Raw genomic sequence first — 15,695 nt, 5'->3', positions numbered from 1 at the left:
GTATCTATTTTTTGTTGCGTTTAAAGATTATATATTCTTGTGGTATTTTTGTTTGACCCTTCTTATTTAGGTTTAGCTGCCGTCGATATGCAAGCCAGCGCCGCCGCTCCTGTTATGACTTGTTTTATTTTCAATTTGTGCTCCTCCAGAAAAAGCACGCTCATTATGAACACATCATTTCAAAGTAACCATAGCGAAGCCGTAGAGCATTTTCCCTAGCAGCAGAGCGGCTTCAGGGCCTGCCGGCGCGCCGTTTGAAGATATCGATCGACACGCCGGCGCGGCTTGCAGAGCGCCCCTAAGGGTGAACACCAACGCGACTACGGAAATTCAGCATGGCACGGCTTGCACGACTCTATGTTCCTGAACAGCCGCAGCATGTCATCCTGCGCGGCCTCGACCAGCAGCCCGCTTTCATCGACGACCAGGACTACGAGCTCTTCCTCGACTGCCTCAGAACGGCTTCACGCGATCATCAACTTGCCATCCACGCTTATGCGCTGATGCCCGGCGCGGTGCACCTGCTCGTCACGCCGCGCGACGAATCCAGCCTGCCCAAGGCGATGCAGGCGGTCGGCCGTCGCTACGTCGCGCACTTCAACCGCCGCTACATGCGACGGGGCACCCTCTGGGAAGGCCGCTACCGCGCGACGGTGATCGAAGGCGAACGCTACTTCCTGCTCGCGAGCCGCGTCGTGGAGATGGCGCCCGTGCGCGCGCAACTCGCCGCCGCTGCCCAGGACTACAAGTGGTCGAGCTACCGGCATCACATCGGCCTGACGCTCGACAGCCTCATCACCGACCATCCGCTCTACTGGTCGCTCGGCAACACGCCCTTCGAGCGTCAGCACGCGTACAAGGAACTGTGCGAACAACCGCTCGACGAGCGCGAAGCCAATCGTCTGCTGCAGGCAACACTCAAAGGCTGGGTACTCGGCAGCGATTCGTACCGCGAATGGGCGGGGCGAGCCGCCAACCGCCGCGTGTCGCCGCTGCCGCGCGGCCGGCCTCGAAAAATCCGCGAAACCCCTCAGACTCAATAACGGCGCGGCCCGCCAAAGCTGAAGCGGTTTATGAAACGGTGTCTCGAAATTCGAAGGCACCGTTTATTTTTCGCCTTCGATTATGTGTCCCCAATTAATTGGGGCATCTTTGCACCATAACGATAATAGGTGACAGATCATCAGGTTTTATTTGCCATGCTCTTGATTCGTCGCGTATATTTCGAATTCCGGCGTTTTTGGTGCGTTGCGGCGCACAGAGCATGACCGGCTTCGCGGCTTCGGCATGGGTTCGAAGCGAAGACGCGGGCGACAAGAAAATGGTTCAACGGCCCCACGGCCCCTCACAAATGACGGTGTCCCCATGAACGATCAACAGCAGCCGGTCATCGGTTCGCTTCCCGCCGCGCAGGGCATGTACGACCCCGCCAACGAACACGACGCCTGCGGCGTCGGCTTCGTCGCGCATATCAAGGGCAAGAAGAGCCACGAGATCATTCAGCAGGGTCTCAAGATCCTCGAAAACCTCGACCACCGGGGCGCCGTCGGCGCCGATCCGCTGATGGGCGACGGCGCGGGCATTCTGATCCAGGTGCCGGACGGCTTCTATCGCGAGGAAATGGCGAAGCAGGGCGTGACGCTGCCGCCCGCGGGCGAATACGGCGTTGGCATGATTTTTCTGCCGAAGGAACACGCGTCGCGGCTCGCGTGCGAGCAGGAGCTGGAGCGCACCGTGAAGGCCGAGGGCCAGACCGTGCTCGGTTGGCGCGACGTGCCCGTCGATTCCACCATGCCAATTTCGCCGACCGTCAAGGCGAGTGAGCCGCTGATCCGCCAGATTTTCATCGGCCGGGGCAAGGACATCGTCGTGACGGACGCGCTCGAGCGCAAGCTGTACGTGATCCGCAAGACCGCGAGCCACCGCATCCAGGCGCTCAAGCTCAAGCACGGCAAGGAATATTTCGTGCCGTCGATGTCGGCGCGCACGGTCGTCTATAAAGGGCTGCTGCTGGCCGGTCAGGTCGGCGTGTATTACCGCGATTTGCAGGACGATCGCGTCGTTTCGGCGCTCGCGCTCGTGCACCAGCGCTTCTCGACGAACACGTTCCCGGCGTGGGAACTGGCTCACCCGTACCGGATGATCGCCCACAACGGCGAAATCAACACGGTGAAGGGCAACGTCAACTGGCTGAACGCGCGCACCGGCGCGATCGCGTCCTACGTGCTCGGCGACGACCTGCCGAAGCTCTGGCCGCTGATCTATCCCGGCCAGTCGGACACCGCTTCGTTCGACAACTGTCTCGAACTGCTCGTGATGGCGGGCTATCCGCTCGTCCACGCGATGATGATGATGATTCCGGAAGCGTGGGAGCAGCACACGCTGATGGACGACAACCGCCGCGCATTCTACGAGTACCACGCCGCGATGATGGAGCCGTGGGACGGCCCCGCCGCGATCGCGTTCACGGACGGCCGCCAGATCGGTGCGACGCTCGACCGTAACGGTCTGCGTCCGGCGCGCTTTATCGTCACCGACGACGATCTCGTGATTCTCGCGTCGGAATCGGGCGTGCTGCCGATCCCCGAATCGAGGATCGTGAAGAAGTGGCGCCTGCAGCCGGGCAAGATGTTCCTGATCGACATGGAGCAGGGCCGCATCATCGAGGACAAGGAGCTGAAGGACAACCTCGCGAACGGCAAGCCGTACAAGAGCTGGATCGACGCGGTGCGCATCAAGCTCGACGAAATCGAGCCGAAGGCCGAGGAAGTCGAGACGCAGCGTCGCGAAGCCGCCGCCTTGCTGGATCGTCAGCAGGCGTTCGGCTACACGCAGGAAGACCTCAAGTTCCTGATGGCGCCGATGGCGCAGTCGGGCGAGGAAGCCGTCGGCTCGATGGGCAACGACTCGCCGCTCGCGGTGATGTCGAGCAAGAACAAGACGCTCTATCACTACTTCAAGCAGTTGTTCGCGCAGGTGACGAACCCGCCGATCGACCCGATCCGCGAGAACATGGTGATGTCGCTCGTGTCGTTCATCGGCCCGAAGCCGAACCTGCTCGACACGACCAACATCAACCCGACGATGCGTCTGGAAGTGTCGCAGCCGGTGCTCGACTTCAAGGACATCGCGAAGATCCGCGCCATCGACAAATACACGGGCGGCAAATTCAGCTCGTATGAGCTGAACATCTGCTATCCGGTCGCGTGGGGCAAGGAAGGCGTGGAAGCGCGCCTCGCTTCGCTGTGCGCGGAAGCCGTCGACGCCGTGAAGTCCGGCTACAACATGCTGATCGTGTCGGACCGCAAGATGGACCGCGACAACGTCGCGATTCCCGCGCTGCTCGCCACTTCGGCGATTCATACGCACCTCGTGCAGCACGGCCTGCGCACGAGCACGGGTCTGGTCGTGGAAACCGGCTCGGCGCGCGAGACGCACCACTTCGCGCTGCTCGCGGGCTACGGCGCGGAAGCCGTGCATCCGTACCTCGCGCTCGAAACGCTCGCGCAGATGGCCTCCGGCCTGAAGGGCGACCTGTCGGCCGACAAGGCGATCTACAACTACACGAAGGCAGTCGGCAAGGGCCTGCACAAGGTCATGTCGAAGATGGGCATTTCCACCTACATGTCCTATACGGGCGCGCAGATTTTCGAAGCGGTCGGGCTGGCGAGCGACCTCGTCGAGCAGTATTTCAAGGGCACGGCGTCGAAGGTCGGCGGCATCGGCATCTTTGAAGTCGCGGAGGAAGCGATTCGCCTGCATCGCGACGCGTTCGGCGACAACCCGGTCCTCGCGACGATGCTCGACGCGGGCGGCGAGTACGCCTATCGCGTGCGCGGCGAAGAACACATGTGGACGCCCGACGCGATCGCGAAGCTGCAACATTCGGCGCGCAGCAACTCGTACCAGACGTACAAGGAATACGCGCACCTCATTAACGACCAGACGAAGCGCCACATGACGTTCCGCGGTCTCTTCGAGTTCAAGGTCGATCCGCACAAGGCGATCGCCCTCGACGAAGTGGAGCCGGCGAAGGAAATCGTCAAGCGTTTCGCGACGGGCGCGATGTCGCTCGGCTCGATCAGCACGGAAGCGCACGCAACGCTCGCGGTCGCGATGAACCGCATCGGCGGCAAGTCGAACACGGGCGAAGGCGGCGAGGACGAGAAGCGCTATCGGAACGAACTGCGCGGCATTCCGATCAAGAACGGCGACACGATGAAGTCCGTGATCGGCGACGAAGTCGTCACCGACATCCCGCTGAAGGACGGCGATTCGCTGCGCTCGAAGATCAAGCAGGTGGCGTCGGGCCGCTTCGGCGTGACGGCGGAATATCTGTCGTCGGCCGATCAGATCCAGATCAAGATGGCGCAGGGCGCGAAGCCGGGCGAAGGCGGCCAGCTGCCCGGCCACAAGGTGTCGGAATACATCGGCAAGCTGCGTTACTCGGTGCCGGGCGTCGGGCTGATCTCGCCGCCGCCGCACCACGACATCTATTCGATCGAAGACCTGGCGCAGTTGATCCACGACCTGAAGAACGCGAATTCGTCGGCGAGCGTGTCGGTGAAGCTCGTGTCGGAAGTGGGCGTCGGCACGGTCGCGGCGGGCGTCGCGAAGGCGAAGGCCGATCACGTCGTGATCGCGGGCCACGACGGCGGCACGGGCGCATCGCCCCTGTCGTCGCTCAAGCACGCGGGCACGCCGTGGGAACTGGGCCTGGCCGAAACGCAGCAGACGCTGGTGCTCAACCGCCTGCGCGGCCGTATCCGCGTGCAGGCCGACGGCCAGATGAAAACCGGCCGCGACGTCGTGATCGGCGCGCTGCTCGGCGCGGACGAATTCGGCTTCGCGACGGCGCCGCTCGTCGTCGAAGGCTGCATCATGATGCGCAAGTGCCACCTGAACACGTGCCCGGTCGGCGTCGCGACGCAAGACCCGGTGCTGCGCGCCAAGTTCACCGGCCAGCCGGAACACGTCGTGAACTTCTTCTTCTTCATCGCGGAAGAAGTGCGCGAGATCATGGCGCAACTGGGCATCCGCAAGTTCGACGACCTGATCGGTCATGCAGAACTGCTCGACATGAAGAAGGGCATCGAGCACTGGAAGGCGAAGGGACTCGACTTCTCGCGCGTCTTCTATCAGGTGCCGCAGCACGGTGAAATCCCGACGCGTCATGTCGACGTGCAGGATCACGGCCTCGATCGTGCACTCGACCACGTGCTGATCGAGAAGTCGAAGGCGGCGATCGAGAAGGGCGAGCACGTCTCGTTCATCCAGCCGGTGCGCAACGTGAACCGCACGGTCGGCGCGATGCTGTCTGGCCTGATCGCGAAGAAGTACGGCCACGACGGCCTGCCGGACGACACGATCCACATCCAGTTGAAGGGCACGGCCGGGCAGAGCTTCGGCGCGTTCCTCGCGAAAGGCGTGACGCTCGACCTCGTCGGCGACGGCAACGACTACGTCGGCAAGGGACTGTCGGGCGGGCGCATCATCATTCGCCCGACCAACGACTTCCGCGGCAAGTCCGAGGAAAACATCATCTGCGGCAACACGGTGATGTACGGCGCGATCGAGGGCGAATCGTATTTCCGCGGCGTCGCGGGCGAGCGCTTCTGCGTGCGCAACTCGGGCGCGACGGCGGTTGTCGAAGGCACGGGCGATCACGGTTGCGAATACATGACGGGCGGCACGGTCGTCGTGCTCGGGGAAACCGGGCGCAACTTCGCGGCGGGCATGTCGGGCGGCGTGGCGTTCGTCTACGACCCGGACGGCTCGTTCGCAGGCAAGTGCAACAAGTCGATGGTCTCGCTCGATCCGGTTCTGCAACAGGCCGAACAGGAACGCACGATCGACCGCGCGCTGTGGCACACCGGTCAGACCGACGAAGCGCTGTTGAAGGGCCTGATCGAGCGTCACTTCCAGTTCACCGGTTCGCCGCGCGCGAAGGCGCTGCTGGAGAACTGGGATGCGTCGCGCCGGCAGTTCGTGAAGGTGTTCCCGACCGAATACAAGCGCGCGCTCGGCGAACTCGGCGCGAAGAAGGCCAAGCAGGCGATGGCGGCTTAAGACGGCCTCGGCCAATCCCTAGAAAGGCTCTCCGGCGCTCGGTGCCGGAGAGCAGATTCCTCACCAAATACAGAGAAAGAAGAGAACCATATGGGCAAGGCAACCGGTTTTCTCGAGTTCGAACGCCGCCACGAGGCGTACGAAGCACCGCTGACCCGCGTCAAGCACTACAAGGAATTCGTCCACGCACTCACCGACGAGGACGCGAAGATCCAGGGCGCGCGCTGCATGGACTGCGGCATTCCGTTTTGCAACAACGGCTGTCCGGTGAACAACATCATCCCGGACTTCAACGACCTCGTGTTCCAGCAAGACTGGAAGAACGCGATCGAAGTGCTGCATTCGACCAACAACTTCCCCGAGTTCACCGGCCGGATTTGTCCGGCGCCGTGTGAAGCGGCCTGCACGCTCGGCATCAACGACGATCCAGTCGGCATCAAGTCGATCGAACACGCGATCATCGACAAGGCCTGGGCGCAGGGCTGGGTCGAGCCGCAGCCGCCGAAGCACAAGACCGGCAAGAAGGTGGCCGTCGTGGGTTCGGGGCCGGCCGGGCTCGCGGTTGCGCAGCAACTCGCGCGCGCGGGGCATGACGTGACGGTGTTCGAAAAGAACGACCGGATCGGCGGATTGCTGCGTTATGGCATCCCCGACTTCAAGCTCGAAAAATGGCTGATCGACCGCCGGATGCGCCAGATGGAAGCCGAAGGCGTGAGCTTCCGCACGAACGCTTTCGTCGGCAAGGACGCGCTGCCCGCGCACATCGCCAACACGGCGAAGGAAACCATCACGCCGGACGAACTGCGCGAACAGTTCGACGCGATCGTGCTGACGGGCGGCTCGGAAACGCCGCGCGATCTGCCGGTGCCGGGGCGCGAGTTGGCGGGCATCCATTACGCGATGGAATTCCTGCCGCAGCAGAACAAGGTCAACGCGGGCGACAAGGTTGTCGAGCAACTGACGGCGAAGGGCAAGCATGTCGTCGTGATCGGTGGCGGCGATACGGGCTCGGACTGCGTCGGCACGTCGAACCGGCATGGCGCGAAGGACGTCACGCAGTTCGAACTGCTCGCGCAGCCGCCGGAGGAAGAGAACAAGCCGCTCGTGTGGCCGTACTGGCCGATCAAGCTGCGCACGTCGTCGTCGCACGAGGAAGGCTGCGAGCGCGATTGGTCGGTGGCGACCAAGCGCTTCGAAGGCAAGAACGGCAAGGTCGAGAAGCTGATCGCGGTGCGCGTCGAGTGGAAGGGCGGCAAGATGCAGGAAGTGCCGAACAGCGAGTTCGAACTGAAGGCCGATCTCGTGCTGCTCGCGATGGGCTTCACGCAGCCGCTGTCGCCGGTGCTCGATGCGTTCGGCGTCGACAAGGACGCGCGCGGGAATGTGCGCGCGGCGACCGAAGGCGAGAAGTCGTATTACACGTCGGAAGAGAAGGTGTTCACGGCGGGCGATATGCGTCGCGGGCAGTCGCTCGTGGTGTGGGCGATTCGCGAAGGCCGCCAGTGCGCGCGGTCAGTCGACGCGTTCCTGATGGGACATAGCGAGTTGCCGCGGTAGGTTTGTATCGCTTCTTGCTGAAAGAAAAAGCCGGATCGCCTTTGGGGCGGTCCGGCTTTTTTCATTGCAGCGCAGAGCGCCTTATGCCTCCGCCATCGCCCGCTCGATCTCGATCTTGTAATCGTGAAACATCGCGACCGACTCGCGATGCGCGACGCTCAGCATCGCCGCATTCGGCAGCCGTTCGACGAGCGTGTTGTAGACATGAAGCTCGTTGTCGGCGTCGAGCGCGCTCGTGGCTTCGTCGAGGAACACGAAGTCCGGCTTGTGCAGCAGCACGCGCGCGGCGGCGAGCCGCTGCTGCTCGCCAGGCGACAACACCTTCGCCCAGTGCCCCGACTCGTCCAGCCGGTCGACGTAACCCTCCAGCCTGCACGCGCGCAGCACGTCGCGCGATTCCTCGTCGCTGAACGTGCCGGCCGGCGACGGATAACTCAGCGCCGCCTTCAGCGTGCCGATCGGCAAGTAGCTCTGTTGCGGGATGAACATCATCTTCGCATCGACGGGCGCGTCGATCGTGCCGTCGCCGAACGGCCACAGGCCCGCGAGCGCGCGCATCAGCGTGCTCTTGCCCGACCCCGACGGCCCGTGAACCAGCCAGCGCGACCCCGGCTCGATCGACACATCGGCGACGCGCGCGAGCGGCGTGCCGTTCGGCAGCGCGAGCGAGAGGCCGTTGGTCGTGAGCGCGTTCGTGCTCGTGTAGTGCAGGTTGATGCCGCCGTGCACGGTCGCGGGCGAGATCGCTTCGCGGATATGCGTCGAGCGCATCACGCGCTTGAATTCACGCAGACGATTCACCGTGGCGCGCCATTCGACCAGCGTCGAGTAACTGTTGATGAACCACGAGAACGAATCGCTGACCGTGCCGAACGCCGACGAAATCTGCATGAGCACGCCGAACGAGAACGCGCCGGCGAAGTAGCGGGGCGCGGCGACCATGATCGGGAAGATGATCGCGATCTGCCCGTAGAAGCTCAGCACGAAGGTCATGCGCTTCGTGTACTTCATGATCATCCACCAGTTGTCGCGGATTCGACCGAAGATGGTCTTCGCGTTGGCGGTTTCGGTCGCGATGCCGTCGTAGAACGCGATCTGCTCGGCGTTCTCGCGCACGCGGATCAGGCCGAAACGGAAGTCGGCCTCGACCTTCTGCTGCTGATAATTGATCGACACCAGCGGATGGCCGACCTTCTGGATGATGAGCGAGCCGAGCACCGCATACAGCGCCGCGGCCCAGACCATGTAGCCCGGAATCACGAGCGGCGTGCCGAAGGCGGTCAGCGTGAGCGCGCCGGCGATCGTCCACAGGATCGTGATGAAGGTGACGAGCGTGACGAGCGTCGAAAGCAGGTCGAGCGAGAGGCTCAACGTGGTGGTGGCGAACGATTGGAGGTCGTCGCTGATCCGCTGGTCCGGGTTGTCGGCGAGGCGGTCGCGCTCGATCCGGTAGAACGCGCGGTCGCCGAGCCATTGTTCCAGATACTTGTTGGTGAGCCACTGGCGCCAGCGAAAACCGAGCATCTGCCGCAGATACCGCCCGTACACCGCGAGCAGGATGTACGCGAACGCGAGTCCGGTGAAGATCAGCAGCAGGTGCGGGAAATCGTGGACGTTCTTGGTTTGCAGCGCGTTGTAGAAGTCGGCGTTCCAGCGGTTGAGCCGGACATTGATCCACACGACCGTCATGTTGATCGCGATGATCGCGGCCAGCAGTCCCCACGCGATGCCGCGTTCTTCCGAAACCCAGTAGGGCTTGATCAGGCTCCAGGCCGATACGTTGTCGGCCGCTTGCTGAGCGTTGTCGGGCGTGATGTTGGTCATGAGCTTCCTGATGATGAGCCGGCGTCACGGCCGGTTGTAACGTCGCGCACGAGGCGGCGCGTAATCGGGCCCGTTGCGGTGGATTGCGAAAGCACGGGCCACGCAGATTGTTTCGGCTTTCCCTTAACTGCGGCTTAATCCGGCATCGCGCCGGAATCGCGCCGGAATCGCGCGATCGGGGGAACGAGGCGCGCCCGCGCGCATTCGCGCACAAGTGTTCGCGGCATTGTGCCAGAGTGCCGGATCGCGTGAAAAAACGCGGGAATCCCCGGTTTGCGGCGGCTTCGCGTTTCATGCTTTAATGACCGTCGACGAAACAGGGGTGCTTTGCGCGCGTTTCTGGCAACACGAAACGCGCGACGAGGCTGAGAGAAACCCTTTGCACCCGATCCGGGTAATACCGGCGAGGGAAGTTTCCGGAAAACGCCATCGTTTTTCCAGTCTCTTCCAGCATTCCATCCGCTCTGGGGCCGGCATTGCGCCGCCCCGCCGGTCTCGCCGCTGATTTCGTCCTTTGATTGTGCGTCTGCCGCACTCGACAGAGGGCTCGGGACCGATTTCCCCGTCACTTCCTCGCGTGCCGCAGCTCGTCGCTGAGGAGGCATCGCATCGTGAATACTTTTGTCGACCGGAGTGCTGGCGCGCCACGGGCCGCGCATCGGCCGGACTTTGCCGTCGTCGGCGGCGGGCTGTGCGGACGGCTCGTCGCGTGGCAACTGGCGGGCGCCGGGCATCGGGTCGCGCTCTATGAACGCGGCGACGCGGCCGGCGCGCAGTCGGCGGCGTGGGTCGCGGCGGCGATGCTCGCGCCGCTCGCCGAAGCGGCGAGCGCCGAATTGCTGATCACGGAACTCGGCGTGGCGTCGCTCGAACGCTGGCCGGGGCTCATCGCACAACTGCCGGAGCCGGTCTTTTTCCAGCGCAACGGCACGCTCGTCGTCTGGCATGCCGGCGATCGCGCCGAAGCGCCGCTCTTCGAGCGCCGCCTGCGCGCGAACGCACCCGCTGCGCTCTTCGACGACGGCTTCGTGAAGCTGTCCGGCGCTCAGGTCGCGGCGGCGGAGCCGTCGCTTGGGAGCCGCTTCGCGCAAGGCTGGCTGCTGCCGCACGAAGGGCAACTCGACAACCGTCAGGTCCTGTCCGCGCTGGCCGCGGGACTCGCAGCGCGCGGCGTCGATACGCACTGGAACACGACGCTCGACACGATGCCCGACGCGCGCATCGTGATCGACTGTCGCGGTCTCGGCGGCAAGCCCGCGTGGCCCGCGTTGCGCGGCATCCGCGGCGAGGTCGCGCGCGTGCATGCGCCGGGTATCGGCCTGACGCGGCCGGTGCGCCTGCTGCATCCGCGCTATCCGCTCTACATCGCGCCGAAGGAGCACGATCTCTATGTGATCGGCGCGACGGAAGTGGAGGGCGAGGACATGTCGCCCGTCACCGTGCGCTCCGCGCTTGAACTATTGAGCGCCGCGTTCGCGGTGCATCCGGGTTTCGGCGAGGCGCGCATCCTCGAACTCAACGCCCATTGCCGCCCGACGCTGCCGGATCATCGGCCGGCGATCGTCTGGGACGGGGCGCGGACCTTGCGGGTGAACGGCCTGTACCGGCACGGTTTCATGATCGCGCCGGAAGTCGCCGATACCGCCGCGCAGCTCGCCGAAGCGCTACTCGCGCAGGACGTGAGCGCCCCCGATTCCTTCGACGGCTTCCGCCGCCAGGCGCGCTGGGCCGACCTGCTCCACAGCGAGCACGCGGTGCCCGCACTGTAAACCATCGATATCGCCATGAACATCCACATTAATCAGCGGCCGTTCGACCTTCCCGATTCGGCCACCGTCACCGACGCGCTCGCCGCGTTCGGCGCGAAGCCGCCGTTCGCCGTCGCGCTGAACGGCCAGTTCGTTGCGCGCGCAGAACACGCGTCGAAGGCGCTCGCCACGGGCGACAAGCTCGATGTCGTCGCGCCCGTCGCGGGCGGCTGACTCACACAGGATCGCAACCATGACCACCACCACCAAAATCACGACCGCCGATGCGCTCGTGCTCTACGGCGAGACGTTCCCGAGCCGCGTGCTGCTCGGCACGTCGCGCTATCCGTCGCTGCAGTCGCTCTCGGATTCCATCGATGCCGCGAAGCCCGGCATGGTCACGGTCGCGCTGCGCCGCCAGTCGGCGACCGGCGAGGCGGGCTTCTTCGACGTGCTGAAGCGCCACGGCGTCGCGTTGCTGCCGAACACGGCGGGCTGCCAGAGCGTCGACGAAGTGCTGACCACCGCGCACATGGCGCGCGAAGTCTTCGAGACGCCGTGGATCAAGCTCGAACTGATCGGCGACGACTACACGTTGCAGCCCGATCCGATCGGCCTCGTGGAAGCGGCGGGCAAGCTGGTCCGCGACGGTTTCAAGGTGCTGCCGTACTGCACCGAGGATCTCGTGATCGGGCGGCGGCTGCTCGACGCCGGCTGCGAGGCGCTGATGCCTTGGGGCGCGCCGATCGGCACCGGCAAAGGCGTGACGAATCCTTACGGCCTGCGCACGTTGCGCGAGCGCCTGCCGGACGTGCCGCTGATCGTCGATGCGGGGCTCGGCGTGCCGTCGCATGCGTGTCAGGTGATGGAATGGGGCTTCGACGGCGTGCTGCTCAACACGGCCGTCTCGCAGGCGACCTTTCCGCCGCAGATGGCGCGCGCGTTCGCGCTCGGCGTCGAGGCGGGACGCACCGCCTATCTCGCCGGCCCGATGGCCGAGCGCGACAGCGCCGAGGCGAGCACGCCGGTCGTCGGCATGCCGTTCTGGCATCAGGACGGGAGCGCCGCATGAGCCTGCTGAATCGCGAGATCTTCTGGCCGCCGGCGGACGAACTGACGGAAGTCGCCGAGCGCATCCGCTCGCGTCTCGGCGCGTGGCCGGCGGCGTCGAAGCCTTGGCGCATCTGCCTGACGACGCCCGACGCGCACGGCGCGAACGATCTGATCGTCTTCACCGAGCAGCATGACGCGGACGTCGATCGCCTGCTCGCCGATGGCGCCGCCGTGCTCGAAGCGCACGGCGAACGTGCGGTTCTGCGGCGCGGCGACGAGCGCTTCGTGCTCGAAGGCGAGCGTTCCGACGACTGGCTCGCGGCGCTCGCCGCGTTCCTCGACTGCGACTTCGAGCCGCACGACGCGCTCGTGCTCGCGCTCGCGTGGCGCGCGGGCGACGAGAGCAAAGCCGATGCATGGCCCATCGATTTCGCTACGTTTCCGCGTGTCGGCGACCTGGGCGCCGCGCCTGCGACGCCGTTTCCCGAATGCCCGCCGCGGCTCGGCCTGTATCCGGTGTTGCCGAGCGCGCAATGGGTGGAACGCGTGCTCGATCTCGGCGTGCTGACGGCGCAACTGCGCCGCAAATCCACCGACGCCGACGATCTGAAACGCGAAATCGAAAGTTCGGTGAATGCCGGGCGCAAGCACCAGGCGCAGTTGTTCATCAACGATCACTGGCGCGAGGCGATCGCGGCAGGCGCGTATGGCGTCCATCTGGGCCAGGAAGACGTCCAGACCGCCGATCTCGACGCGATCGCGAACGCCGGCGTGCGGCTCGGCCTTTCGACGCACGGCTATTACGAAATGCTGCGCGCGCTGCATTTCCGGCCGAGCTATCTGGCGCTTGGCGCCGTCTTCCCGACGACGACCAAGGTCATGCCGACCGCGCCGCAAGGCCTCGCGCGGCTGGCACGCTACGTGCGCCTGCTCGACGGCCGCGTACCGCTCGTCGCGATCGGCGGCGTCCACGGCGACGTGCTTCGCGACGTGCTGGCGACCGGCGTGGGCAGCGCGGCAGTCGTGCGCGCGGTGACCGAGGCGCAGGACGTCGCGGCGGCGGTTTCTGCGTTGCAACATGAGTTCGCGAGATAATGTTGAAAATTCGGAAAAATTCGCTAGTCGAAAGGTAGGCCAAGGCATCGTTTACGCACAGGCCCTATAATTCGGCCTCTTTGCGTAAAGGATTGCCTGCCCCCGTGTCTGCTTCCCCCGAGACCCTGCTAGAGCTTCGCGACGTCGACTTCGGTTACGGCGACCGGCTCGTTTTGTCGAACCTGAACATGCGTTTCACGCGTGGTCAGGTGGTCGCGGTCATGGGCGGCTCCGGCTGCGGCAAGACGACCATCCTGCGTCTGATCGGCGGTCTCGTGAAGGCGAACCGCGGCCAGGTGCTGTTCGGCGGCACCGACATCGGCGCTCTGACGCGCGACGGCCTCTACGCGCTGCGCCGCAAGATGGGCATGCTGTTCCAGTTCGGCGCGCTGTTTACGGATCAGACCGTCTTCGAAAACGTCGCTTTCCCGCTGCGCGAGCACACGGACCTGCCAGAAGAACTCTTGCGCGATCTCGTGCTGATGAAGCTCAACGCGGTCGGCCTGCGCGGCGCGCGCGATCTGGCGCCGTCGGAGATTTCGGGCGGCATGGCGCGCCGCGTGGCGCTCGCCCGCGCCATCGCGCTCGATCCCGAACTCATGATGTACGACGAGCCGTTCGCCGGGCTCGATCCGATTTCGCTTGGCATCACCGCGAACCTGATCCGCACGCTGAACAGCGCGCTCGGCGCAACGTCGATCCTCGTCACGCACGACGTGCCCGAATCGTTTGCGATCGCCGATTACGTGTATTTCATCGCGAACGGCGGCATTCTCGCCGAGGGCACGCCGGCCCAATTGCGCGCGTCGACGGACCCGTCGGTGCGCCAGTTCATCGACGGCGCGCCCGACGGCCCGTTCAAGTTCCATTACGCCGCCTCGCCGCTCGCGGCGGACTTCGGTATCGGAGGCAAGGCATGATCAGCGCGCTCGGACGCTGGGTGCTCGACGGCTTCGGCACCGCCGGTTACGCGACGCGCATGTTCGCGCGCCTCGTGCTTGAATTCTTCCCGCTGCTGCGCCGTCCGCGTCTTGTCACGAAACAGATTCATTTCGTCGGCAATTATTCGCTGGTGATCATCGCGGTGTCGGGGTTGTTCGTCGGCTTCGTGCTCGGCTTGCAGGGTTATTACACGCTCAATCGCTATGGTTCCGAGCAGGCGCTCGGGCTGCTCGTCGCGCTGTCGCTGGTGCGCGAGCTCGGCCCGGTCGTGACTGCGCTCCTGTTCGCGGGGCGCGCGGGCACGTCGCTTACCGCCGAAATCGGCCTGATGAAAGCCGGCGAGCAGCTCACGGCAATGGAAATGATGGCGGTCGATCCGCTCAAGGTCGTCGTCGCGCCGCGCATGTGGGCCGGGATCATCTCGATGCCGATTCTCGCCGCGATCTTTTCCGCGGTCGGCGTGATCGGCGGATACGTGGTCGGCGTGCTGATGATCGGCGTCGATGCCGGCGCGTTCTGGTCGCAGATGCAAGGCGGCGTGGACGTCTGGCGCGACGTTGGCAACGGCGTGATCAAGAGCGTCGTGTTCGGTTTCGCGGTGACGTTCATCGCGTTGTTTCAGGGCTATGAAGCGAAGCCGACGCCGGAAGGCGTATCGCGCGCGACGACCAAGACCGTCGTGTACGCATCGCTTGCCGTGCTCGGCCTCGATTTCCTGCTGACTGCGCTGATGTTCAGCTAGGTCGCATGTTGAACGGCGTCCGCGCGTCGCGGGCGCGGCGAAGGGCACAGTCCTTCGCCCCGTTCTACGACAAGATTCTCTTTGGATAGACGATGAAAAAGACTGCTCTCGACTTCTGGGTCGGCCTGTTCGTGGTGCTGGGTTTCGTGGCGCTGCTGTTCCTTGCGCTCAAAGCCGGCAACATGAGCTCGCTTTCCTTTCAGCCGACCTACGCGGTGAAGCTGAAATTCGACAACATCGGCGGCCTGAAGGCGCGCGCGCCGGTGAAGAGCGCGGGCGTGACGGTCGGCCGGGTCGGTGCGATCGGGTTCGACCGGAACACGTACCAGGCCGTCGTCACCATCGACATCGACAAGCAATTCGACTTTCCGAAAGATTCGTCGGCGAAGATCCTGACTTCGGGCCTGCTCGGCGAGCAGTACATCGGCCTCGAACCGGGCGGCGACGATCAGATGCTCAAGAACGGCGACACGATTTCCATGACGCAATCGGCCGTGGTGCTCGAAAACCTGATCGGCCAGTTCCTGTACAACAAGGCGGCGGATTCCGGCGCATCGAAACCTGGCGGCGCTCCCGCTGCGCCGACTGCGCCCGCGCCCGCTTTTCCGGGCGCGGCGAGCGCGATGGGTTCGGCAGGCGCCTCGGGCGCGGCCGGTCAATAAGGA

General features: G+C 64.6%; 11 protein-coding genes and 1 riboswitch. Of the genes, 10 read left to right on the top strand and 1 reads right to left on the bottom strand.

What is annotated here, in order from left to right; translation table 11 throughout:
* Nucleotides 1-335 precede the first annotated feature (335 nt).
* The 3 genes from QCE48_RS13650 (at nucleotide 336) to QCE48_RS13640 (ending at nucleotide 7,626) form a co-directional block, all read left to right on the top strand.
* Nucleotides 336-1,043, top strand: a complete 708-nt coding sequence (locus QCE48_RS13650) for a transposase (protein WP_309787188.1) — start codon at nucleotides 336-338, stop codon at nucleotides 1,041-1,043.
* A gap of 322 nt (nucleotides 1,044-1,365) precedes the next feature.
* Nucleotides 1,366-6,069 carry a glutamate synthase-related protein gene (locus QCE48_RS13645; protein WP_309787191.1) on the top strand — a complete coding sequence of 1,568 codons (4,704 nt, stop codon included), beginning with the start codon at nucleotides 1,366-1,368 and terminating at the stop codon, nucleotides 6,067-6,069.
* Nucleotides 6,070-6,159: 90 nt separating this feature from the next.
* Nucleotides 6,160-7,626 (top strand): glutamate synthase subunit beta, encoded by a 1,467-nt coding sequence (locus QCE48_RS13640; protein ID WP_309787192.1) that lies wholly within the window; start codon nucleotides 6,160-6,162, stop codon nucleotides 7,624-7,626.
* Between the two features lie 81 nt (nucleotides 7,627-7,707).
* Here the strand turns inward: QCE48_RS13640 and QCE48_RS13635 are convergent, their stop codons facing one another.
* Nucleotides 7,708-9,450, bottom strand: a complete 1,743-nt coding sequence (locus tag QCE48_RS13635) for an ABC transporter ATP-binding protein/permease (RefSeq protein ID WP_309787193.1) — start codon at nucleotides 9,448-9,450, stop codon at nucleotides 7,708-7,710.
* A 308-nt stretch (nucleotides 9,451-9,758) separates the two neighbouring features.
* A riboswitch (TPP riboswitch) is annotated at nucleotides 9,759-9,879 on the top strand.
* Between the two features lie 182 nt (nucleotides 9,880-10,061).
* On the opposite strand from QCE48_RS13635, the gene QCE48_RS13630 reads away from it, so the two are divergent.
* The 7 genes from QCE48_RS13630 (at nucleotide 10,062) to mlaD (ending at nucleotide 15,692) form a co-directional block, all read left to right on the top strand.
* Entirely contained in the window at nucleotides 10,062-11,219 is a 1,158-nt protein-coding gene (locus QCE48_RS13630; RefSeq protein WP_309787194.1) for an FAD-dependent oxidoreductase, read from the top strand.
* A 15-nt stretch (nucleotides 11,220-11,234) separates the two neighbouring features.
* Nucleotides 11,235-11,432 (top strand): sulfur carrier protein ThiS, encoded by a 198-nt coding sequence (thiS, locus tag QCE48_RS13625; RefSeq protein WP_087632534.1) that lies wholly within the window; start codon nucleotides 11,235-11,237, stop codon nucleotides 11,430-11,432.
* Between the two features lie 19 nt (nucleotides 11,433-11,451).
* Nucleotides 11,452-12,270, top strand: coding sequence for a thiazole synthase (locus tag QCE48_RS13620; RefSeq protein ID WP_309787195.1), 819 nt, complete (start codon nucleotides 11,452-11,454; stop codon nucleotides 12,268-12,270).
* Nucleotides 12,267-13,346, top strand: a complete 1,080-nt coding sequence (thiE, locus tag QCE48_RS13615; protein ID WP_309787196.1) for a thiamine phosphate synthase — start codon at nucleotides 12,267-12,269, stop codon at nucleotides 13,344-13,346. The genes QCE48_RS13620 and thiE overlap by 4 nt, the downstream gene beginning before the upstream one ends.
* Before the next feature lie 104 nt (nucleotides 13,347-13,450).
* Complete coding sequence (locus QCE48_RS13610) at nucleotides 13,451-14,266, top strand: ABC transporter ATP-binding protein (RefSeq protein WP_309787197.1); 816 nt, start codon at nucleotides 13,451-13,453, stop codon at nucleotides 14,264-14,266.
* Nucleotides 14,263-15,030, top strand: coding sequence for a lipid asymmetry maintenance ABC transporter permease subunit MlaE (gene mlaE, locus QCE48_RS13605; protein ID WP_309787199.1), 768 nt, complete (start codon nucleotides 14,263-14,265; stop codon nucleotides 15,028-15,030). The genes QCE48_RS13610 and mlaE overlap by 4 nt, the downstream gene beginning before the upstream one ends.
* A gap of 92 nt (nucleotides 15,031-15,122) precedes the next feature.
* A complete protein-coding gene (mlaD, locus tag QCE48_RS13600; RefSeq protein ID WP_309787200.1) occupies nucleotides 15,123-15,692 on the top strand; it encodes an outer membrane lipid asymmetry maintenance protein MlaD in 570 nt (189 codons plus the stop codon).
* Nucleotides 15,693-15,695: the final 3 nt, after the last annotated feature.

This window comes from Caballeronia sp. LZ024 (assembly GCF_031451455.1).
GTDB lineage: Bacteria > Pseudomonadota > Gammaproteobacteria > Burkholderiales > Burkholderiaceae > Caballeronia > Caballeronia telluris.
Note: the sequence above shows the minus strand (reverse complement) of the source record. Positions and strands in the feature narration are given on the sequence as shown.